This window comes from Streptomyces sp. B21-083 (genome assembly GCF_036898825.1).
In the GTDB taxonomy this organism is placed as follows: Bacteria; Actinomycetota; Actinomycetes; order Streptomycetales; family Streptomycetaceae; genus Streptomyces.
In genome coordinates this window covers 5,003,437-5,024,757 of sequence record NZ_JARUND010000001.1, presented here as the reverse complement: position 1 = coordinate 5,024,757, position 21,321 = coordinate 5,003,437, and the positions used below count along the sequence as shown (strand labels likewise).

General features: G+C 68.4%; 19 protein-coding genes, 1 tRNA gene and 1 pseudogene. 11 read left to right on the top strand and 10 right to left on the bottom strand.

The genetic code is table 11. The annotated features are described in order from the left end of the window. Positions 1-183 precede the first annotated feature (183 nt). The 7 genes from QA861_RS22630 (at position 184) to QA861_RS22600 (ending at position 9,073) form a co-directional block, all read left to right on the top strand. Positions 184-1,044, top strand: a complete 861-nt coding sequence (locus QA861_RS22630) for an FHA domain-containing protein (protein ID WP_334590113.1) — start codon at positions 184-186, stop codon at positions 1,042-1,044. A gap of 10 nt (positions 1,045-1,054) precedes the next feature. Next, complete coding sequence (locus QA861_RS22625) at positions 1,055-1,576, top strand: FHA domain-containing protein FhaB/FipA (protein ID WP_006381385.1); 522 nt, start codon at positions 1,055-1,057, stop codon at positions 1,574-1,576. Between the two features lie 128 nt (positions 1,577-1,704). Beyond that, on the top strand, positions 1,705-3,243 hold the full coding sequence (locus tag QA861_RS22620) for a Stp1/IreP family PP2C-type Ser/Thr phosphatase (protein WP_334590112.1): 1,539 nt from the start codon (positions 1,705-1,707) through the stop codon (positions 3,241-3,243). Positions 3,244-3,270: 27 nt separating this feature from the next. Then, entirely contained in the window at positions 3,271-4,710 is a 1,440-nt protein-coding gene (locus QA861_RS22615; protein ID WP_334590111.1) for an FtsW/RodA/SpoVE family cell cycle protein, read from the top strand. Then, the gene (locus tag QA861_RS22610) at positions 4,707-6,179 is read left to right on the top strand and encodes a peptidoglycan D,D-transpeptidase FtsI family protein (RefSeq protein WP_334590110.1); all 1,473 of its coding nucleotides are present in this window, start codon (positions 4,707-4,709) and stop codon (positions 6,177-6,179) included. Before QA861_RS22615 ends, QA861_RS22610 begins: the two co-directional genes overlap by 4 nt. Before the next feature lie 171 nt (positions 6,180-6,350). Beyond that, positions 6,351-8,351, top strand: coding sequence for a Stk1 family PASTA domain-containing Ser/Thr kinase (pknB, locus tag QA861_RS22605; RefSeq protein ID WP_334590109.1), 2,001 nt, complete (start codon positions 6,351-6,353; stop codon positions 8,349-8,351). Positions 8,352-8,506: 155 nt separating this feature from the next. Next, positions 8,507-9,073, top strand: coding sequence for a restriction endonuclease (locus tag QA861_RS22600; protein ID WP_334590108.1), 567 nt, complete (start codon positions 8,507-8,509; stop codon positions 9,071-9,073). A 99-nt stretch (positions 9,074-9,172) separates the two neighbouring features. On the opposite strand, the gene QA861_RS22595 is transcribed toward QA861_RS22600, so the two are convergent. Genes QA861_RS22595 through QA861_RS22570 form a run of 6 tightly spaced genes read right to left on the bottom strand, consistent with a single transcriptional unit; the run spans position 9,173 to position 13,728 of the window. Then, positions 9,173-9,928: a class E sortase gene (locus QA861_RS22595; protein WP_334590107.1), complete on the bottom strand. Its 756-nt coding sequence runs from the start codon at positions 9,926-9,928 to the stop codon at positions 9,173-9,175. 13 nt (positions 9,929-9,941) lie between these two features. Then, complete coding sequence (locus tag QA861_RS22590; protein WP_334590106.1) at positions 9,942-11,339, bottom strand: class E sortase; 1,398 nt, start codon at positions 11,337-11,339, stop codon at positions 9,942-9,944. After that, complete coding sequence (locus tag QA861_RS22585) at positions 11,336-11,974, bottom strand: aminodeoxychorismate/anthranilate synthase component II (protein ID WP_334590105.1); 639 nt, start codon at positions 11,972-11,974, stop codon at positions 11,336-11,338. Before QA861_RS22585 ends, QA861_RS22590 begins: the two co-directional genes overlap by 4 nt. After that, positions 11,971-12,153: a hypothetical protein gene (locus tag QA861_RS22580; protein WP_164315836.1), complete on the bottom strand. Its 183-nt coding sequence runs from the start codon at positions 12,151-12,153 to the stop codon at positions 11,971-11,973. Before QA861_RS22580 ends, QA861_RS22585 begins: the two co-directional genes overlap by 4 nt. 44 nt (positions 12,154-12,197) lie before the next feature. After that, positions 12,198-12,914, bottom strand: coding sequence for a class E sortase (locus tag QA861_RS22575; RefSeq protein WP_334590104.1), 717 nt, complete (start codon positions 12,912-12,914; stop codon positions 12,198-12,200). Positions 12,915-12,948: 34 nt separating this feature from the next. Beyond that, the gene (locus QA861_RS22570; protein ID WP_334590103.1) at positions 12,949-13,728 is read right to left on the bottom strand and encodes a DUF881 domain-containing protein; all 780 of its coding nucleotides are present in this window, start codon (positions 13,726-13,728) and stop codon (positions 12,949-12,951) included. A 142-nt stretch (positions 13,729-13,870) separates the two neighbouring features. Between QA861_RS22570 and crgA the strand changes: the two genes are divergently transcribed. Then, a complete protein-coding gene (gene crgA, locus QA861_RS22565; RefSeq protein ID WP_006383246.1) occupies positions 13,871-14,125 on the top strand; it encodes a cell division protein CrgA in 255 nt (84 codons plus the stop codon). 370 nt (positions 14,126-14,495) lie between these two features. Here the strand turns inward: crgA and QA861_RS22560 are convergent, their stop codons facing one another. Beyond that, a complete protein-coding gene (locus QA861_RS22560; RefSeq protein WP_334590102.1) occupies positions 14,496-15,392 on the bottom strand; it encodes a rhomboid family intramembrane serine protease in 897 nt (298 codons plus the stop codon). 178 nt (positions 15,393-15,570) lie between these two features. Further along, positions 15,571-16,104 (bottom strand): peptidylprolyl isomerase, encoded by a 534-nt coding sequence (locus QA861_RS22555; protein ID WP_334590101.1) that lies wholly within the window; start codon positions 16,102-16,104, stop codon positions 15,571-15,573. A gap of 389 nt (positions 16,105-16,493) precedes the next feature. On the opposite strand from QA861_RS22555, the gene QA861_RS22550 reads away from it, so the two are divergent. Further along, a complete protein-coding gene (locus QA861_RS22550; RefSeq protein ID WP_334590100.1) occupies positions 16,494-17,195 on the top strand; it encodes a DUF5324 family protein in 702 nt (233 codons plus the stop codon). 138 nt (positions 17,196-17,333) lie between these two features. Here the strand turns inward: QA861_RS22550 and QA861_RS22545 are convergent. Together QA861_RS22545 and QA861_RS22540 are read right to left on the bottom strand one after the other, a co-directional pair. Continuing rightward, positions 17,334-17,805, bottom strand: a pseudogene (locus QA861_RS22545) (hypothetical protein); the annotation flags it as partial. 465 nt (positions 17,806-18,270) lie between these two features. Next, a tRNA-Ala gene (locus tag QA861_RS22540) sits at positions 18,271-18,343 on the bottom strand. A 180-nt stretch (positions 18,344-18,523) separates the two neighbouring features. Here QA861_RS22540 and QA861_RS22535 point away from each other — a divergent pair. Both QA861_RS22535 and QA861_RS22530 read left to right on the top strand, forming a co-directional pair. Continuing rightward, on the top strand, positions 18,524-19,072 hold the full coding sequence (locus QA861_RS22535) for a helix-turn-helix domain-containing protein (RefSeq protein WP_334590099.1): 549 nt from the start codon (positions 18,524-18,526) through the stop codon (positions 19,070-19,072). Positions 19,073-19,353: 281 nt separating this feature from the next. Beyond that, entirely contained in the window at positions 19,354-21,291 is a 1,938-nt protein-coding gene (locus QA861_RS22530; protein ID WP_334590098.1) for a serine/threonine-protein kinase, read from the top strand. Positions 21,292-21,321 lie beyond the last annotated feature (30 nt).

Genomic DNA, 21,321 nt, shown 5'->3' with positions numbered 1-21,321 from the left:
GTTCGAAGGGTCGCTTCACAGGGAACTTCGTCAGGCGTCGACACCCGTCGACCGTCCTGACAGGGGGAACCAGCCGATTTCCCGGCGCGTGGATACGATCAGTAAGCAGTACCAGGCACGGCACGCACGACAGGCACGGCACGCAAGGCTTCAGACAGAGCAGCAACCAGGAGGAGGTGCCCCATGGGAGTCCTGAAGAAGTTCGAGCAGCGTCTCGAAGGTCTGGTCAACGGCACCTTCGCCAAAGTGTTCAAGTCCGAGGTCCAGCCCGTGGAGATCGCGGGCGCACTGCAACGCGAGTGCGACAACAACGCGACCATCTGGAACCGCGACCGGACCGTCGTACCCAACGACTTCATCGTGGAACTGAGCGCGCCGGACCACGAGCGACTCAGCCCCTACTCCGGACAGCTCGGCGACGAGCTCGCCGGCATGGTACAGGACTACGCCAAGCAGCAGCGGTACACCTTCATGGGCACCGTCAAGGTGCACCTGGAGAAGGCCGACGACCTGGACACCGGCCTGTACCGGGTACGCAGCCGTACGCTCGCCTCCTCCACCAACCAGCAGTCCCCCGGCGGCCCAGGCCCCGGCGCCGCCGCACCCGCGGCCCCGCCGAGGGGCCGGCCCGGAGCGGGCGGTTACGGCTATCCGCCTGCCGCCGCAGCGCCCCCGATGCCGGCCGCACCGCCGCCCGGCGGACGCCCCGGCGCCGCCCCGGCGGGCCCGCCCATGGGACAGCGCCCGACCGCGGGCGCGAACCGGATGCGGTGCTGGGTCGAGATCAACGGCGCCCGCCACCAGATCTCCGGCCCGACACTCGTACTGGGCCGCAGCACCGAGGCCGACGTGCGGATCGACGACCCCGGCGTCTCGCGCCGGCACTGTGAGATCCGCCCCGGAACACCCCCGACGATCCAGGATCTCGGGTCCACCAACGGCATCGTGGTGGACGGGACACACACCACCCGCGCTACGCTCCGCGACGGCTCCCGGATCGTCGTGGGCAGCACCACCATCATTTACCGGCAAGCCGAAGGGTGAAGCGGGGGCAATGTCAGAGCTGACCCTCACGGTCATGCGGCTGGGTTTCCTGGCCGTACTGTGGCTGTTCGTGATCGTGGCCGTGCAGGTCATCCGCAGCGATCTGTTCGGTACGCGTGTCACCCAGCGCGGGTCGAGGCGTGACAGCGGCCGCCAGCAGCAGGCCGCCAGACAGACCGCCGCGCCCCCGCAGCAGCGCCAGCAGCAGCCGTCCGGCGGCGGCAGGCAGCGCAGGGGCGCCCCCAGCAAACTGGTCGTCTCCGAGGGCACACTGACGGGCACCACCGTCGCCCTCCAGGGACAGACGGTCACGCTCGGCCGGGCCCATGACTCGACCATCGTGCTGGACGACGACTACGCCTCCAGCAGGCATGCCAGGATCTACCCGGACCGCGACGGCCAGTGGATCGTCGAGGACCTCGGGTCCACCAACGGCACCTATCTCGACCGGACCCGGCTGACGACTCCCACGCCGATTCCGCTGGGCGCGCCGATCCGCATCGGCAAGACCGTCATCGAGCTGCGGAAGTAGTGCTACATCATGAATAGGCGCGAGCGGAGCGAGCACGCGGCGGCGGTCCACGCGAAGGGCCCCGGCGCGCTCCCGACCGGAGGGTGGGCACCGTGCGGATGTACCCGGAGCCGACGGGCGAGGTGCGCATGAGTCTGTCACTGCGCTTCGCCGCCGGATCGCACAAAGGCATGATCCGCGAGGGCAACGAGGACTCCGGCTACGCCGGTCCCCGCCTCCTCGCGATCGCCGACGGCATGGGTGGCCAGGCCGCCGGTGAGGTCGCCTCCTCAGAGGTGATCTCCACCATCGTCGCCCTCGACGACGACGTCCCCGGCTCCGACATCCTCACCTCGCTCGGCACCGCCGTGCAGCGGGCCAACGACCAGCTCCGGATGATGGTCGAGGAGGACCCCCAGCTGGAGGGCATGGGCACCACGCTCACCGCCCTCCTGTGGACGGGCCAGCGCCTCGGCCTCGTACACGTGGGCGACTCGCGTGCGTACCTCCTCCGCGACGGCGTCCTCACCCAGATCACGCAGGACCACACCTGGGTGCAGCGCCTCGTCGACGAGGGACGCATCACCGAGGAAGAGGCCACCACCCACCCGCAGCGTTCGCTCCTCATGCGCGCACTGGGCAGCGGCGACCATGTCGAGCCAGACCTCTCCATCCGGGAGGTCCGGGCCGGCGACCGGTACCTGATCTGCTCCGACGGCCTGAGCGGGGTCGTGTCCCACCAGACCATGGAGGACACGCTCGCCAGCTACCAGGGCCCCCAGGAGACCGTGCAGCAGCTCATCGAGCTGGCGTTGCGCGGCGGCGGTCCCGACAACATCACCGTGATCATCGCCGACGTCCTGGACCTCGACACCGGTGACACCCTCGCCGGGCAGCTGTCCGACGTACCCGTCGTGGTCGGCGCGGTCGCCGAGAACCAGCACAACCAGCACCACATGCACGACGGCGGCGCCATGCAGACCCCGGCCGGACGCGCCTCCGGGCTCGGCCGGCAGCGGCCCGCGCACGGCGGCGGGAACGGCGAGTTCGGCCCGCCCGGCTCCGGCGACACCACCGGCTACATCCAGACCGGCGGCTTCGGCGGCTACACCGACGACGACTTCGTCAAACCCGGCGCCGGCCGCAGGTGGTTCAAGAGAACCCTCTACATCACCCTCGCCCTCGCCGTCATCGGCGGCGGCCTCTACGGCGGCTACCGCTGGACGCAGACGCAGTACTACGTCGGTGCCAGCGACGAGCACGTGGCGCTGTACCGGGGCATCAACCAGGACCTGGCCTGGGTCTCGCTCTCGAAGGTCGAGAAGGACCACCCCGAGATCGAACTCAAGTACCTGCCCACCTACCAGCAGAAGCAGGTCAAGGGGACCATCACGGAGGGCGGCCTCAAGGACGCCCAGTCGAAGATCTCCGAGCTGGCCACCCAGGCCTCCGCATGCAAGAAGCAGGAAGCACGGCGCGCGGCCGACAACGCGAACAACGCCAAGACCGGCGAGGGCGAGGCAGGAGGCACCACGGGAACCACCCGTACCGCCGCCGCGTCCAAGGCAACGCCCAGCCCGACGCCGTCCGGATCGGCGTCTCCGTCCACAACCGCACCCACTCCCACACCCGGCCCCAGCCTCTCCGAGGAAGAGCAGAAGCTGGTCTCGCTGTGCGGTAAGCAGTAGGCAAGCCGTGAGGGGCCACTTCATACGATGAGCAGTACAACCAACAACTCACAGCACCACACGTCCACGATCGGCGCGATCGGCACTCCAAGCCGCCGCAACACCGAACTGGCACTCCTGGTGTTCGCCGTCGTCATCCCCGTCTTCGCCTACGTCAACGTGGGCCTGGCCATCGACGACAAGATCCCCGCGGGCCTCCTCAGCTACGGCCTCGGCCTCGGCCTGATCGCCGGCGTCGGCCACCTCGTCGTACGCAAGTTCGCCCCGTACGCCGACCCCCTGCTGCTGCCCCTGGCCACACTGCTCAACGGCATCGGCCTGGTCGTCATCTGGCGACTCGACCAGTCGAAGCGGCTTCAGCAACTCCCCAACTACGTCGAATCAGCTCCTCGCCAGCTGCTGAACTCCGCACTGGGCGTCGCCCTGTTCGTGGCGGTGCTGGTCTTCCTCAAGGACCACCGCATCCTCCAGCGCTACACCTACATCTCCATGGCCGGAGCCGTGGTCCTGCTGGTCCTGCCGCTGGTCCCGGGCCTCGGCTTCGACAACTTCGGCGCCAAGATCTGGATCAGGATCCCGGGCCTGGGCAGCGTCCAGCCCGGTGAGTTCGCGAAGATCGCCCTTGCGATCTTCTTCGCCGGCTACCTGATGGTGAAACGCGACGCACTCGCCCTCGCCAGTCGCCGCTTCATGGGCCTGTACCTGCCCCGCGGCCGCGACCTCGGACCGATCATCGTCGTCTGGATCATCTCGATCCTGATCCTGGTCTTCGAGACCGACCTCGGTACGTCGCTGCTGTTCTTCGGAATGTTCATCATCATGCTGTACGTCGCCACCGAGCGGACCAGCTGGATCGTCTTCGGTCTGCTGATGTCGGCGGCCGGCGCGGTCGGCGTCGCCAGCTTCGAGTCGCACGTCCAGCAGCGCGTCCAGGCCTGGCTCGACCCGATGAACGAGTACCTCCTCAGCCTGAAGGGGGTCCAGGGCCACACCATGCAGTCCATGCAGGCCCTGTGGGCCTTCGGCTCCGGCGGCACCCTCGGTACCGGGCTCGGCCAGGGCAACTCCGACCTCATCGGCTTCGCCGCCAACTCCGACTTCATCCTCGCCACCTTCGGCGAGGAACTCGGCCTGGCCGGCGTCATGGCGATCCTGCTCATCTACGGTCTGGTCGTGGAACGCGGCGTCCGCACCGCCCTCGCCGCCCGCGACCCCTTCGGGAAGCTGCTGGCCATCGGCCTGTCCGGCGCCTTCGCACTCCAGGTCTTCGTCGTCGCCGGCGGCGTCATGGGCCTGATCCCGCTGACCGGTATGACGATGCCGTTCCTCGCCGCCGGTGGCTCCTCCGTCATCGCCAACTGGGCCCTCATCGCCATCCTGCTCAGAATCAGCGACACCGCACGCCGTCCCGCACCCGCACCGGCCCCCAGCCCCGACGCCGAGATGACCCAGGTGGTCCGACCGTGAACAAGCCCCTGCGCCGGATCGCGCTCTTCTGCGGGCTGCTCGTGCTCGCCCTGCTCATCCGCGACAACTGGATCCAGTACGTCCGGGCGGACGCCCTCAAGGACGACAAGTACAACCGCCGCGTCGCCATCGAGCGCTACGCCACACCACGCGGCAACATCATCGTCGACGGCAAGGCGATCACCGGCTCCACCAAGTCCGACAGCACCGACTTCGAGTACAAACGCAGCTACAAGGACGGGCCCATGTGGGCCCCCGTCACGGGCTACGCCTCGCAGGCGTTCGGCGCGACACAGCTGGAGTCCATCGACGACGGCATCCTCACCGGCAACGACGACCGGCTCTTCTTCCGCAACACCCTCGACATGATCACGGGCAAGAAGAAGCAGGGCGGCAACGTCATCACCACCCTCAACGCCGCCGCCCAGAAGGCCGCGTACGACGGCCTCAAGGGCCGCGGCAAGGGCGCGGTGGTCGCGATCGACCCGTCCACCGGCGCGATCCTGGCCCTGGCCTCCTTCCCCTCGTACGACCCCTCGACGTTCGCCGGGAACTCGAACAAGGACTCGGAGGCCTGGCAGAAGCTGCAGAAGGCCCAGGACCCCAACGAGCCCATGCTCAACCGGGCCCTGCGCGACATCTACCCGCCCGGCTCCACCTTCAAGGTCGTGACGGCCGCCGCCGCCCTGGAGAACGGCCTGTACACGGACGCCGACCAGAAGACGGACTCGCCGCTCCCGTACACCCTGCCGGACACCACGACCGAGCTGAAGAACGAGGGGTCCATCCCCTGCAAGAACGCGACCATGCGCGTCGCCCTCCAGTACTCCTGCAACACCGTCTTCGGCAAGATCGGCGTCGACGTCGGCAAGGACAAGATGCTGGAGGAGGCCAAGAAGTTCGGCTTCAACTCCGAGCAGTTCATCCCGGTCCGCTCCGCCGCCTCCAACTTCCCCGAGAAGATGGACCGGCCGCAGACCGCGCTCAGCTCGATCGGCCAGTTCGAGACCGCGACGACCCCGCTGCAGATGGCCATGGTCGCCTCCGCGATCGCCAACGACGGCAAGCTGATGAAGCCGTACATGGTCGACAAGCTCCAGGCCCCCAACATCGACGTGCTCGAACAGACCGAGCCCACGGAGATGAGCCAGCCGCTCACCTCCAAGAACGCCCAGACCCTCCAGTCGATGATGGAGACGGTCGTCAAGGACGGCACCGGCAAGAACGCCCAGATCAGCGGTGTCACCGTCGGCGGCAAGACCGGTACCGCCCAGCACGGCGTCGACAACAGCGAGAAGCCGTACGCCTGGTTCATCTCCTACGCCAGGCTCGCCGACGGCAGCTCACCGGTCGCCGTCGCGGTCGTGGTCCAGGACGAGGACGCCATCCGCGACAACATCTCGGGCGGCGGTCTGGCCGCGCCCATCGCCAAGAGCGTGATGGAGGCGGTCATCAACAGCAAGCAGTGAGCCCCGTCACGTCCCCTTCACATCGGTGCACGTTGCGATACCGGTCCGGTATCGGCTGACGGGCTTGGCCAGGTCACACAAATGAACCCGGGTACCGTATGCCCGGACGGCACACCGCCGGACCACACAGCAGGTGCGGTCGGGACCGACGGAGAGGGCTGGTAGGAAGCTATGGAAGAGCCGCGTCGCCTCGGCGGCCGGTACGAGCTGGGTCACGTGCTCGGCCGTGGTGGCATGGCGGAGGTATACCTCGCCCATGACACCCGCCTGGGCCGCACCGTGGCAGTGAAGACGTTGCGCGCCGACCTCGCGCGCGACCCTTCCTTCCAGGCCCGGTTCCGCCGGGAGGCCCAGTCGGCCGCCTCGCTCAACCATCCCGCGATCGTCGCCGTGTACGACACCGGCGAGGACTACATCGACGGGACGTCCATCCCGTACATCGTCATGGAGTACGTGGACGGCTCCACCCTCCGCGAGCTCCTCCACTCGGGCCGCAAGCTGCTGCCCGAGCGGACGCTGGAGATGACCATCGGGATCCTCCAGGCATTGGAGTACTCCCACAGAAGCGGCATCGTCCACCGCGACATCAAGCCGGCCAACGTGATGCTCACGCGCAACGGCCAGGTCAAGGTCATGGACTTCGGCATCGCCCGCGCGATGGGCGACTCCGGCATGACGATGACGCAGACGTCCGCGGTCATAGGAACGGCCCAGTACCTGTCGCCGGAACAGGCCAAGGGCGAACAGGTGGACGCGCGGTCCGACCTGTACTCGTCCGGCTGCCTGCTCTACGAACTCCTCACGGTCCGCCCGCCGTTCATCGGGGACTCCCCGGTCGCGGTCGCGTACCAGCACGTACGGGAAGAACCGCAGCCCCCGTCGGTGTTCGACCCCGAGATCACGCCCGAGATGGACGCCATCGTCCTCAAGGCCCTGGTCAAGGACCCCGACTACCGCTACCAGTCCGCCGACGAGATGCGCGCCGACATCGAGGCCTGCCTCGACGGCCAGCCCGTCGCGGCCGCTGCGGCCATGGGCTCGGTCGGCTACGGCGCCTACGGCTACCCCGACGACCAGGCCACCACCGCCCTGCGCGCCGACGCCGGCGCGACCACCATGCTCCCCCCGATGAACCCGGACGACGGCGGCTTCGGCTACGACGACCGCGGCCCCCGACGGCGCCAGCAGAAGAAGTCGAACACCTCGACGATCCTCCTGGCCGTGGCAGGCGTGCTGGTGCTGGTGGGCGCGATCCTGATCGGCAAGTACGTGTTCGACGGGCAGGCGGTGAACGACAGCGCCTTCAAGAACCCGAACTTCGTCAGCCAGACCAAGGCCGACGCGGAGAAGGCGGCGGTGAACGTCGACCTGAAACTGACGTTCACGGACAAACCCTGCGAGAACGAGCCCAAGGGCAACATCTGCTCCCAGAATCCGACGGCCGGCGCCGACGTGAAGAAGAACGACACGATCGCACTGGTGGTGTCCACCGGGGCGCCCAAGGTGATCGTGCCGAGCGTGGTCGGTTCCACCGTCGACGAGGCCACGAAGCAGCTTGAGGGCGACGAGTACCAGTTCGACGTGAAAACGGTCGAGAAGGAGTCTCCCGAGAACCCGGGGTCTGTCCTGGAACAGTCCCTGAAATTCGGCGCCGAGGTGGAGAAGGGCTCGAAAATCACCCTCACCATCGCCAAGGAAGTGAAGAAGTCGACGGTCCCGGACGTCACCGGCCAGGACTGTGACACCGCCAAGCAGCAGATGCAGGCCAACGGCCTCGTCGGCGAGTGCACAGAGGTCGAGACCCAGGACGACAACCAGGACGGCAAGGTCATCTCGACCTCACCGACGGCCAACCAGGAGGCCGACCCGGGCTCCACGGTGACCATCCAGATCGGCAAGAAGGCCGAGGTCCAGCAGACCGACGTCCCGAACGTCACCCAGAAGACCGTCGGCGAGGCCAAGCAGATCCTGCAGGCGGCCGGCTTCAACCAAATCCAGTTCACCAACGGCAGCGACCAGAGCGACACCGCACTGGTCATCGCCCAGAATCCGCAGGGCGGCAAGGTCGACGATCCGGGCAACACCCAGATCACGCTGCAGACCGTCAACTTCGGAAACGGAAACAACGGCGGAAACAACGGCGGAAACAACAACGGCGGCATCTTCGGCTGACCCCGCTTGTCACATATGCCACATGAGTGGGCCCCGGCACCTGGGAAGGGTGCCGGGGCCCACTCATACCCATGTACGACATACGACCACAACTTCGTATGCCTGGACTCGCTGCACGGATGAGGCAAATCCGACGAGTTGAGAGGCAACAGAACGTGATCACCCACGTCCTCGGCAAGACCGTCGTCCCCCTGTTCAACGCCCTGATCGAAACGTCGGGCGAACACCGCAAGGAGCTCGTCGCCCTGCGGGCGGGCGTCCAGCGCATCGAACGGCGGCTCCACCAGCACCACGCCCGGCTGCAACGGCTCGAAGGAACCCGGGACGACCGGCCGGCCATCGGAGTCATGGCAGCCATGGACGCCATGAACGGCCGCACGTTCGAGCACCACATCGCCAAACTGCTCCGCCGCGACGGCTGCACCAACGTCGTCGTGCAGGGCGGTCACGGAGACCGCGGCGTCGACATCATCGCGCTCACCGCCGACGGACGACGCCTCGTCGTCCAGTGCAAGAGGTTCGCGCCCTACCTCAACATCACCAGCCCTGACATGCAGAAGTTCGTCGGCTCGGCCAAGGTGCTGTACCGCGCGGAAGTGGCGCTGTACGTGGCAACGTGCCCCTTCACCCCGGAGGCGCTGAGCATCGCCGCAGAGGCGGGGATCACCGCCGTACACCTGGAGGAGTGGAGCGCCGGTGAACCCCTGAACGTCTTGGAGTAGGCACGGGGTGCCGCAAGAGGCCCGAAGCCGCAAAGGCAAGTTGCGGCTTCGGGCCTCCGTCATGCTAGCGACAGGCTTCCCATGAGGAAGGCTGTCCCGTCACCCCAGTTCCTTCGGCGGTGTCCGATCCCCGTCGACCTTCTCCACCCGTACCAGCTCCCCCCACACGATGTACCGGTACTCCGACGTGAACACCGGCGTACAGGTGGTCAGGGTGATGAAGCGGCCGGGCTTCGTCCTGCCCGATTCCTTGGGGACCTGCGCCAGGACCTCGACGTTGTACTTCGAGGTTTCCGGGAGGGTGGCGTAGACCTTGTAGACGTACCAGTCGTTCTTCGTCTCGAAGACGATCGGGTCGCCTTTCTTCAGCTTGTCGATGTTGTGGAACTTGGCGCCATGGCCGTCCCGGTGGGCCGCCAGCGTGAAGTTGCCCTGCTTCGCCTGGGGGAGCGCCGACTTGATCGGGTCCACGTAGTAGCCGGCCACGCCGTCGTTCAGGACCTTTGACGACGTGCCCTTCCTGACCAGGACCTCGCCGTTCTTCATCGCCGGGACGTGCAGGAAGCCGATGCCGTCCTTGGTGTCCAGCGCGCCCGGGCCCGTGTCGGCGTAACCGTCTGCCCAATGGTCGCGAACCTGGTCGCCCTGTTTGTTCGCCTCACGGTCCGCGACGACGTTCGTCCACCAGAGGGAGTACGCGACGAACAGGCCCAGCACCAGGCCCGCCGTGATGAGCAGTTCGCCGAAAAGGCTCACCGCGGAGGCCAGTCTGCCGCCCGTGCGCCGCGGGCGGGCCTGCGACGGGGAAGCCGGGGCGTCGGCGGTCTGCTCGTCGTGGTCCGTCGTCGCTGCCACTCTTCATCTGCCCTTACTGCACGAGCGCATCCGGCTTGCCCTTGCTGCGCGGCCGTTCCTCGACCATCTTGCCCCACACGATCATCCGGTACCTGCTCGTGAACTCCGGCGTACACGTCGTGAGGGTGATGTAGCGGCCGGGCTTGGTGAAACCCGAGCCATTGGGAATCGGATTCAGCACGCTCGTGTTGCTCGGCGACGTGACCGGCAGGATCGACTCCATCTTGTAGACGTAGTACTTGTCCTGCGTCTCCACGACGATCGCGTCGCCCTTCTTAAGCCGGTTGATGTACCGGAACGGCTCGCCGTGCGTGTTGCGGTGGCCGGCAAGCCCGAAGTTGCCGGTCGCCGCGGACGGCATCGCCGTAGTGAGGCCGCCCTCCGCGTAATGGCCGACCATGCCCCGGTCCAGCACCTTGCTCTTGCTGGTGCCCTCCGCGATCGGCACCACGACGTCCAGCTTGGGGATGTCGAGGATGGCGAAGCCCTGCCCGGGCTCGAACGCCCCCGGCGCGCCCTTCCCGCTCGCCCAGTCCTCCTGGAGGCTCGTCGCCTCGCTTCCGGCCTGCGCGTGCGCTCGGACGTTCGTCCACCACAGCTGGTAGGTCACGAACAGCAGCATCAGTACGCCGGTGGTGATGAACACCTCACCGATCGCCCGGCTCGCCATCACCGCCATGCCCGGCTTCTGCGCCCGCGCCGCCTGCCGAGCCGCGACCCGCGAGAGAGCCGCTCCCCCCGCCGCCGCGTCGGCGGTCACCCCCTCCGACGCCTCGGACGCCTCCTGCGGGCCCTCAGGGCGCCCGTGGCGGGCCTTGGCGGCCTTCCGGCGTGCCGCGCGCCCGCCGACCGCAGAAGAGCCCTCAGGGGCGCCTGTGGCCCTTGCGGTGGCCGAGGCCGCCGGCATCGCGTCCTTGTCGGCTATTCGGGGCGCCTCGGGACGCAGATCAGGGGGCAGGTCCGTCAGCCGCAGCGCCACCGTCTCCTCGTCGATGGGCGGGAGGACCACAGTAGGCGGCGCGGGAGACGTCACCGGAGGAGCCGCAAGAGGGGCCGCGGGAGGCGCGTACGGCGCCTGCTCCTCGTACACACCCACCTGCCAGTCCTGCGCGTACCCCCGCGAGTCGTACTCCGACTCGGGCCCCGGGTCCTGGTGCTCCGACGCCCCGCTCTCGGCCGAGGCGTCGTAGGGCCGCGCATGACCGCGCCGGCGCCGCCGACCGGTCCCGCGACCCGGCGGCGGATCGTTCCGCTGCCCGGGCAACGGGTCGCTCAGCGGGTCCACCATGCCGTCCACCGCCGCCTCGAACGCGCCGGGCGCCTCGTACGGCAGCTGCCCGTACGGGGTTGCCTGGTCGCCGGAGTCTCCGTAGGCGGAGCCGGACTCGCGCTCGGGGCGCAGGGCGGTCACGCCGTGGCCCTGCCCACCACCGGGGCGAGCCCCGAAGACCTCGCCACAGCACCCCGGTCACCGCACTCCGCCAGCCAGTTGGCCAGCATCAGGTGACCGTGCTCCGTCAGCACCGACTCGGGGTGGAACTGCACACCCTCGACCGGAAGCTCACGGTGCCTCAGGCCCATGATGATGCCGTCGTGCGTACGGGCGGTCACTTCGAGCTCGGCCGGAACCGTCTCCGGTTCCGCCGCCAGGGAGTGGTAGCGGGTCGCCGTGAACGGGCTCGGCAGACCGGCGAAGACGCCCCGTCCCTCGTGTTCCACGAGGGACGTCTTGCCGTGCAGCAGCTCGGGCGCACGGTCCACCACACCGCCGTACGCCACCTGCATCGACTGCATGCCCAGGCAGACCCCGAACACCGGCACCCCGGTGGCCGCGCAGTGACGGACCATCTCGATGCAGACGCCGGCCTCCTCGGGCGTACCCGGGCCCGGCGACAGCAGAACCCCGTCGAAGCCGTCCCGCGCGTGCGCCGTCGACACCTCGTCGTTGCGCAGCACCTCGCACTCGGCGCCCAGCTGGTACAGGTACTGGACCAGGTTGAAGACGAAGCTGTCGTAGTTGTCGACGACGAGAATCCGGGCGCTCACTGGTCGTTCACCGTCACATCGTTGAAGGGGAGGAGCGGTTCGGCCCACGGGAAGACGTACTGGAAGAGCACGTAGACAACCGCCAGCGCCAGCACGAGGGAGAGCAACGCCCTCACCCACGCGTTCCCTGGCAGATGCCGCCAGATCCAGCCGTACATGCCGTCCCTTCCGTCGCCCACGGCACCCGACTCGCGGCACCGGACTCACGCCGTACCCCACCAGATTAACGGCGCAGCGCCGCGGGTTTCCCGGCCTCCACAGGCTGTGTGGAATCCAGGTGCGCCCAGACGATCAGCCGATGACTGTGCCCCCACTCCGGATCGCACGTGGTCAGCGTGAGATAACGCCCCGAACGCGTGTACCCGCTCTTACGTGGCACAGGATCGATCACCTCAACGTCCGTGGGCACGGTTTTGTAGGGGCCTTTGTCGATCCGATACGTGAACCAGGTCGTCCCGTCCGTCAGTACCACCGCGTCCCCGCGCCGCAGCCTCGGGAAGTCCTTGAACGGATCGCCGTACGTCCGCCGGTGGCCGGCGACCGAGAAGTTGCCCTCCTGGCCGAGCCGCGCGGTGGTGGCGTAGTGGCCGAGGCCCTTCTTCAGGGTGCTCGTTCCCGTGCCTTCGAGCACGGGCTTGTTCCACGTGAAACCAAGCCGAGGGATGTACATGATCGCGAAGGGCTTGGCCGGGGTGTAGGGCCCAGGGGGCTTCAGACCGGTCGAGATCGTGGTGCTCGCGGGGCTGGGCGTCGTCACCGGCGGTGTCTGTGTCACCGCGCCCTTCGACCACTGTTGCTGTAACTGGTGGATCTGGTCATCCATGACGTCGTCGGCCTTCACTCCCGTCCAGAACAGCACGTACACGACGAAGAGCACGAGCAGCGTGCCCACCGTGACGCACAGCTCGCTGACCGTCCTGACGATCACACGCCCCGACACAGGCCCCCCAGCGGTCAGCTACCAGCTGTTCCGGCTACTCCACAGGCTTCGCGTAGTGCAGGTCCACTGTGCCCGAGTACCCCGGCAGAGTCACCGTCCCGTCCTCGTCGACCTGCCAGCCGAGCCCGTAGACGTTGACGTACACCATGTAGTTCTGGATCGCCTTGGACGCCGTGAGCGCGCCCCTCAGCTGCTCCGGGTCGCCGACCGCCGTGATCTTGTACGGGGGTGAGTAGACGCGTCCCTGGAGGATCAGGGTGTTGCCCACACAGCGGACCGCGCTGGTGGAGATCAGGCGCTGGTCCATGACCTTGATGCCCTTGGCCCCGCCCTGCCACAGGGCGTTGACCACGGCCTGCAGGTCCTGCTGGTGGATGACCAGATAGTCGGGCTGGGGCTCGGGATAGCCAGGGAGCTTCGCCGTGGCGTTCGGCGGGGCGTCGTTGAGGGTGACCGTGAGCGCCTGGCCCTTGACCTTCTGGGTGCCCGCGGCCTTCTCCAGCGCCGCCAGTCTGGCGTCCTCGGCCTCGGTGCTGCCGTCGTCGCGCTCGGCGAAGGCCTCGACGTCGTCACGCAGGGCCGCGTTGGACTCGTCGAGCCGGCCGTTCTTGTGGCTGCGCTCCTGGATGAGGTCCGAGAGCCTCAGCAGGGAGGCGTCCGTGCGGATGTTCGTGCCCTTGGCCGTGTCGAAGCTCGTGAAGAAAATCAGCCCCGCGAGGGCGAAAACCCCCGCGGTGAGCACCCGGACCGGGCGGAAACGGCGGTTACGGGCAGGACTGGGATCCGTCCCGGGGAAGTCGGCAGAATTGCTCAACGTACCCTTATCTCCTTCGGCGCCGCGGAAGCACTACGCTAACGGACGCCCGGGGGAGCACCACGTGTCCCCTTGTACGCTGCCCCGGAGCCCGACCCAGTTACCTGCGCGGCCACGCAGCGCATCGACAGGAGAGACCCTCGTGCCGAAGTCACGTATCCGCAAGAAGGCCGACTACACGCCGCCGCCCGCCAAGCAGGCGACGGCAATCAAACTGAACAGTCGCGGCTGGGTCGCACCGGTCATGCTCGCGATGTTCCTCATCGGCCTGGCCTGGATCGTCCTCTTCTATGTGACCGACGGCACGCTGCCGATCGACTCACTGGACAACTGGAACATCGTGGTGGGCTTCGGCTTCATCGCCGCGGGATTCGGTGTCTCCACTCAGTGGAAGTAGCGGTGCCCTCGGCGGTCAGCCCCGTCGGCCCCGTTGGCCGGCCGGTCACCTTCGGGTGAACGAGGCTCTACCCAGGGCTTTCCACTGAGTTATCCACAGCCAGGATTGATTTTCCACACCCCACCTGGGGAAAAGACGACGATCTGTGGATAACTCATCGAGTGTTGACGCTGGTACGACTGACACACCGCTAATCGCAAGCTTGTTCGCCCCCTGCCTGACCTGGGAAAACTCAGGTCGGTGACAGGGGGCACAGCTGTTCCCGCACACTATGCACAGGCAAGGCCACGCGCTGTGGACAACAGGCACTCAGTGACAGGCCGCACGAGCGGAACGACGGTCCGGACGGTTGGACGACGGGCCGACAGCGCTAGATGAGCTGGCCTGTGCGGATCAGGGTGATGACGACCACCGCGACCAGAACCACCGCGCAGACGCCGTACTGGATCAGGGACCGGCGCTCGCGCGGGGCGTGGACCATGGCGTAGCCGATGACGACTCCGCCGACCAGGCCCCCGATGTGGGCCTGCCAGGCGATGTTGAGCGGTCCGAAGGTGAAGAGCAGGTTGATCACCAGCAGGGCGATGATCGGCCGCATGTCGTAGTTGAGGCGGCGCATCAGGACGGCGGTCGCGCCGAAGAGGCCGAAGATGGCACCGGAGGCACCGAGAGACGGCGTGGTCGGGGCTTCGAGGAGATACGTCAGCGCGCTGCCCGCGAGGCCGGAGACCAGGTACAGCGCGAGGTAGCGGGCGCGGCCGAGGGCGGCTTCCAGGGGCCCGCCGAGCCACCACAGGCTGAGCATGTTGAAGACGATGTGCATGAGGCTGCCGTGCAGGAACATCGACGTCAGCAGCCGGTACCACTGCCCCTCCGCGACGCCCTCCAAGGGGCCGAGGTACTCGTAGGAGGCACGGCCGACGAGTTCGAAGCGTTGCGTGAAGTCGTCGCCGATCGACAGTTGGAGCAGGTAGATGGCGAGGTTGAGGCCGATGAGGATCTTGGTGAGGAGTCGGGGGTCGGCCGTGAAGGTGCCGCCGGCGATCGTGCGCGGTGTGGTGGCGCTCGGGGCGTGGCCGGTTCCGGAGCCGTTGCGCACGCATTCCGGGCACTGGAAGCCGACGGAGGCGCTGACCATGCACTCGGGGCAGATCGGGCGTTCGCAGCGGGTGCAGCGGATGCCTGTCCCGCGGTCCGGGTGGCGGTAGCAGGTGGGCAGGCTCTGGGCGTCCTGCGGGCCCTGCGGGCTGCCTGGCGCCTGATCCATGAGCTCCCCCAAAATCCGTCAATCCATCAATCCGTCGAAGCGGTCGACGCGTCGTCGTACGCAATGCACCGCCCCGCACATCCTTACGGATGGGCGGGGCGTTTGGTTCCCTGGGTGTTCCCTTGCGGAGGATCCCGGGGATCCGCCGGAAAGTGCCCGCGGGAGAGGCTCCCGGGGCTCAGCCCTGGCGCGTCTCGACGACGACCGACTCGATGACGATGTCGTTGACCGGGCGGTCGGTGCGCGGGTTGGTCGCCGTGGCCGCGATGGCGTCCACGATCTTCTGGCTGGCCGCGTCGGTGACCTCACCGAAGATGGTGTGCTTGCGGGTCAGCCAGGCCGTCGGGGAAACGGTGATGAAGAACTGCGAGCCGTTGGTTCCCGGGCCGGCATTGGCCATGGCCAGCAGGTACGGCTTGTCGAAACGGAGGTCGGGGTGGAACTCGTCCTCGAACTGGTAGCCGGGGCCGCCGGTGCCGTTGCCGAGCGGGTCACCGCCCTGAATCATGAAGCCGCTGATCACCCGGTGGAAGACCGTACCGTCGTAGAGCTTGTTCGTGGACTTCTCGCCCGTCTCCGGGTTGGTCCACTCGCGCTCGCCGGTGGCGAGTTCGACGAAGTTCCGGACCGTTTTGGGCGCGTGGTTCGGCAGGAGCCGGAACTCGATGTCGCCTTGACTGGTCTTCAGGGTGGCGTAAAGCTGCTCAGCCACGATCTGCCTTCCGTTGTCCTCTTGTGCCGCCCCGATCCTCGCACGGTCCACGCCGTGCGTCGCCCGACACCTTCCTCCGGGGGAAGATCCGGCGCTTTCGCTTGCGCTCCGCCGCTCGGGAGAAAACCGGTCGAGTAAGCACGGGACGGGGGCGCGGGGCAGGGATCCGTGGCATTGTCGACGACAAGCTCCCGTTGCCCTGTATTCATCGCTATTGCCTGTGATCGTCATCTGCTGTCACTTGCGATCGGTTCGGTGCCATCAGTCCCGTGTGACCGTCCGTCCGTGACCCGGATGCCCGCCCTCGCATGCCTCAAGGCGTATTGCCGGGCATGATCCGTAAAAGGGTGGAGAGTCGAATACCGTACGCCACCGAGGAGGAGGATCCCGTGACCCGCATTGAAAGCGTGCGCGCCGCTACCGGCTCGGCGAAGGACAGCGTCCTGCACGCCGCGGACGTGGTGGCGCCCTACGCCGACACGGCCAAGGACAGGGCCACTCAGTACGCACACGAGGCACGCGTACGGCTTGCGCCCAAGGTGTCCCAGGCTGCGGAACAGGCTCGTGTCCAGTACGGCGCGCATCTCGCGCCGCGGCTGGAGCAGGCCCGTACGCATGTGCCGCCGAAGGTCGACCATGCCGCTCATGAAGCCGCTGTCCGTACCGCCAAGGCCGCCCGGCAGGCCGCCGAATACACCGCGCCGCGCATGGAGCGTGCGGTTGCGGCAGCCGGACCCGTACGAGAGGAGGCCGCCGCACGTGGTGCCGCGGCACTGGCCGCGTTGCGCGGTCAGGTCACTCCGCAGGAGATCAGGAAACTGGCTCGCAAGCACCAGCGCCGGGCCCGGGCAGGCAAGCTCGCCAAGGGGCTGGCCGCGCTGGGCATCCTGGCGGGCGGCGCCTTCGCCGCGTGGAAGTGGTGGGACAAGCAGGCCAACCCCGACTGGTTGGTGGAGCCGCCCGCCGCGACCGAGGTTCCCGAGAAGGGCCGCCTGACGTCGGTGGACGGGAGCGGTCAGTCGGTCCTGGATCCCGAGGTCCAGGCGAAGGAGGCCGAGTCGGAGGCGGACGACGACGAGAACCGCCGCTGACGGTTCGCGTGTCGTGTCGTCGGTGAGGTCCCTGTGGGGCGGGAGGCATTTATCGCCTCCCGCCCCACAGCGATGTTTCACGTGAAACGTGATGAGGCGGTGTCCGTTCGTCCGGGGCGGTGTTTCACGTGAAACATGTCAGGAGACGGCCAGTCGCGGGCTCGTCCTCAGCCCGCCGATGCTCTTCAGGGCCGGGGCGCGGCGAATGTGGCGAGGGGCGGCCTTGTCCTGGCCGACCGCGGAGACGAACAGACGCAGGACCAGGAAGCGGCCCGTGCCGGCGAGGCCGGAGGCGCTGAGATAGACGATCTGCTGGATCAGCATGCCGGGCGAGGGCTGGACCACGTGCAGGGCGAACATCGCGGCGCAGGTGACGACGTAGGCGGCGGTGGCCGAGCCGGCCGACTGCCAGTGCTGGCGCCATCCCGGGGCGCCGGCCGGCTCCGAAGGCGAAGCGCGCGTGGAGTTCGGTGCACAGGATGGTCGAGGCGACCGTGATCAGCGCGTTTGGCAGTGCCCAGGGCATCGTCGCGGCGATCAGTGCCACGGCAGCGCTGGAGAGGAGCCCGAAGCCGCCACCGCAGAGGACGAACCGGGCGAAGGAGGCGAGCGTGCTCCAGGGATCGCCAACACCATGAAGAAGCCGGCCGAAGTCCGTGCCGTCATCGAGATCGGCGGCGTCGGCGGCGCGGACGGCGACGTCGACGTCGACACAACCGGACCGGCGGTCGTGCGGGAGGCCTGCTTGTGCAGAAGCGAGGTGGGGCCGCGCGCATTCCGGCCGGGGTGACTGGAAACGGTGCTCCGCACGGGAGGTCGTACGGCCCGGCGAGCCGGCCCGCGGTGTCGGGGGGAGCCTGATTCGGCGTCGCCGCCCGCCCTCGCCTGCTCCCGCTCCTCACCGGCGCCGCCCTGCTCTGCCAGTTCTCCGCCGGCCGCCAGGCCCTCGTCGTACTGGATCGCGACCTGCACGCCACGCGCGGTGAGCACCGGCCGCCAGGGGACCACTCCTTGCAAAAATGCCCTCCGGGACTGCGTTTCCACAGTTCAGAGGGCATTTCGGGAGTGGAACGAGTGGAGCCTAGGGGAGTCGAACCCCTGACATCTGCCATGCAAAGACAGCGCTCTACCAACTGAGCTAAGGCCCCGAAAGGGAGGCGTCCGCCAAGAACACCAGGTACTGGTGGGCGCCGCAGACCAGAGTACCGGGTCATCCCCGGTATCTCGCAAAAGGATTGGGGTCCCCGTGGACGACCACTCTCCGTAAGATGCTCGACGTGGTTCGCTACAGCGAACCGCGGTATTTGGGGAAGCGATGGGGAGACGCAATGGATGCCGCACAGCAGGAAGCAACCGCAAGAGCGCGGGAGCTTCAGCGGAACTGGTACGGGGAGCCGCTGGGGGCGCTCTTCCGTAAGCTCATCGACGATCTTGGACTCAACCAGGCTCGTCTCGCGGGGGTACTGGGGTTGTCCGCGCCGATGCTGTCACAGCTGATGAGCGGTCAGCGGGCGAAGATCGGCAATCCGGCAGTGGTGCAGCGCGTGCAGTTGCTGCAGGATCTGGCCGGTCAGGTCGCGGACGGCAGCGTCAGCGCGGCCGAGGCGACCGAGCGGATGGACGAGATCAAGAAGTCGCAGGGGGGTTCGGTGCTCAGCAACACCGCGCAGTCGACGACGAGTTCGGGGGCGCCCACGGTCAAGCGGGTGGTCCGCGAGATCCAGTCGCTGCTTCGCTCGGTGGCCGCCGCGGGCGACATCATCGACGCGGCTGACACTCTCGCCCCGACCCACCCGGAACTGGCAGAGTTCCTCCGGGTGTACGGCGCGGGCCGCACTTCTGACGCCGTGACGCACTACCAGTCCCACCAGAACTGAGCCGCCGCCCGGCCGCCGACCGGGGGTTCGGCGGCCGGGCTACGGCTCAGGGGGGCTGTGACGGGGGCAGGCAGGCACGCGGGTGAACAGGCTCGGACGACCGGCAGGACCGGGCGTGGACGAGTCGGGTCACGACAGGAAGCGGGCGGGGAAACGGGCACGGAGACAGGTTCTGGGTGAGCGGGGTGACAGCGGGCTGGGGGGCGGGGTAGGAGGAGCCGTACCATCCGCAGGTCCGGAACGGACCGAGCGATGATCCGAAGGGGGATCGACGCAGAGCCATGGGTGAGGTCTTCGCCGGCCGGTACGAACTGGCCGACCCGATCGGGCGCGGGGGAGTAGGCGCTGTCTGGCGCGCCTGGGACCACCGCCGTCGCCGGTACGTGGCCGCCAAGGTCCTGCAGCAGAGCGACGCCCACTCGCTGCTGCGCTTCGTCCGCGAGCAGGCGCTGCGGATCGACCACCCGCATGTCCTCGCCCCGGCCAGTTGGGCCGCCGACGACGACAAAGTCCTGTTCACCATGGATCTGGTCGCCGGAGGTTCGCTCGTCCATCTCATCGCGGACTACGGTCCCCTGCCGCCCGCGTTCGTCTGCACGCTTCTCGACCAGCTTCTTTCCGGTCTCGCCGCCGTGCACGCGGAGGGCGTGGTGCACCGCGACATCAAGCCCGCCAACGTGCTGCTCGAAGCGACCGGTACGGGCCGCCCGCGGCTGCGGCTGTCCGACTTCGGCATCGCGATGCGGCTGGGCGAGCCACGGCTGACGGAGACCGACTACGTGGTGGGCACACCCGGTTACTTCGCCCCCGAGCAAATGCTGGGCGCGGACCCGGACTTCCCCTCCGATCTGTTCGCCGTGGGCCTCGTCGCGCTCTATCTCCTGGAGGGCGCCAAGCCGGACTCCAAGGCCCTCATCGAGTACTTCGCGGCGCACGGCACGCCCAGCGCTCCGCAGGGCATACCCGAGCCGCTCTGGCAGGTCGTGGCGACGCTGCTGCAGCCGGACCCCCAGGCGCGGTTCCGCACCGCCACGGGCGTGCGCAAGGCTCTTGCCCAGGCCGCCGAGCTGCTGCCCGAGCCCGGCCCCGACGACGAGCTGATCGAGATCTTCGACCAACTCGGCCCTCTCCCGCAGGACTTCGCCCCGGCCGGCCCCCTCAAACTGTCCCCCGGTGTGACCACGAGCGGTGCGCGTACGGGAACAGGGACGGGCAGCGGTACGGAAGGCAGGCCGACCACAGGCGCCGGACACGGCGAGCGGGACTCGGACGGCATACGCACCGGTCCGGGAGCAGTCCGCCGATACGACCCGTACCGCGAACCTCACTCGGACGGCACGCCCACCGGCCCGGCGACCGGCGGCACACGCACAGGGCCGGGGCTCGGGCCGGGACCGGGTTCGCTGCCCGGCCCGATGCCGGATCCGGTGCCGCCCCCGGGAACCGTCGCCCCGCCCTCCGGCCCGGGCACGGGTGCCATACCCGCCAAGCCGGTCAAGGATCCCGCCCCTTCAGGGGCCGACTCCGGCACCGAGCAGCCCTGGCAGTCCTCCGGTGCCGCCCCGATCCGGCCCGGAGCCGACCCCGTACCGGACCAGCCACAGGGACAGCAGGCTCCACCCGCTCCGCCGACGTATCCGACTCACCCGGCTCACTCGGTTCCCTCGGTGCGGCAGAACGGCGCCCCGTCCCTGTCGGACGCCGCACCACCGCGCCCGGTTCATCCCCCGGCAGCGATCCCGCCCCAGCCGTCCGCCATGTCTGACACGGGCAGCTTTCACCTTCCTCCGCCCCGGGCCGCCGCCCCCTCGGCCACGGCACAGCACCAGTACTCCCCTCACCGGCCGGTGCAGCCCGCCATTCCCCCCACGGCCGTCCCGCTCCCGGCGCCGGCGGCGGTCCACGTACCGCCGCCCTTCGAGGTCCCGTCCTTCGGGACTTCACGGTTCGAGCCCGCGCAGGAACCTTTCCCCGGGCCGCACACGCCCCGGACCGCCACGCAGACCCCGACCGTGACGGTGACGTCCACTCCGGCTCTGGGGCAGGACCCGTACGCTGCCCGGTCCGCGCCGGTTCCGCTCTCCGCGCAGGCGGTTCCGCAGCGCCGCGGCCGACGCCGCCAGCGCCGCCCCGGTCCGCCCGCGAAGGTGGCGGTACCGGTCCTGCTCCTCGCCCTGGCCTGTTACGCCGTGGGTTTCTGGGCCCTGTTCCGTATCTGATCCAGGACCTGTCCGGCCGTTCACGCCGTC

Excerpts from the sequence above, each read along its gene's own strand:
- QA861_RS22560 (WP_334590102.1), bottom strand. The coding sequence starts at position 15,392 with ATGGATCAGGCGCCAGGCAGCCCGCAGGGCCCGCAGGACGCCCAGAGC.
- QA861_RS22615 (WP_334590111.1), top strand. The coding sequence starts at position 3,271 with ATGAGCAGTACAACCAACAACTCACAGCACCACACGTCCACGATCGGC.
- pknB (WP_334590109.1), top strand. The coding sequence starts at position 6,351 with ATGGAAGAGCCGCGTCGCCTCGGCGGCCGGTACGAGCTGGGTCACGTG.
- QA861_RS22530 (WP_334590098.1), top strand. The coding sequence starts at position 19,354 with ATGGGTGAGGTCTTCGCCGGCCGGTACGAACTGGCCGACCCGATCGGG.
- QA861_RS22535 (WP_334590099.1), top strand. The coding sequence starts at position 18,524 with ATGGATGCCGCACAGCAGGAAGCAACCGCAAGAGCGCGGGAGCTTCAG.
- QA861_RS22630 (WP_334590113.1), top strand. The coding sequence starts at position 184 with ATGGGAGTCCTGAAGAAGTTCGAGCAGCGTCTCGAAGGTCTGGTCAAC.
- QA861_RS22620 (WP_334590112.1), top strand. The coding sequence starts at position 1,705 with ATGAGTCTGTCACTGCGCTTCGCCGCCGGATCGCACAAAGGCATGATC.
- QA861_RS22625 (WP_006381385.1), top strand. The coding sequence starts at position 1,055 with ATGTCAGAGCTGACCCTCACGGTCATGCGGCTGGGTTTCCTGGCCGTA.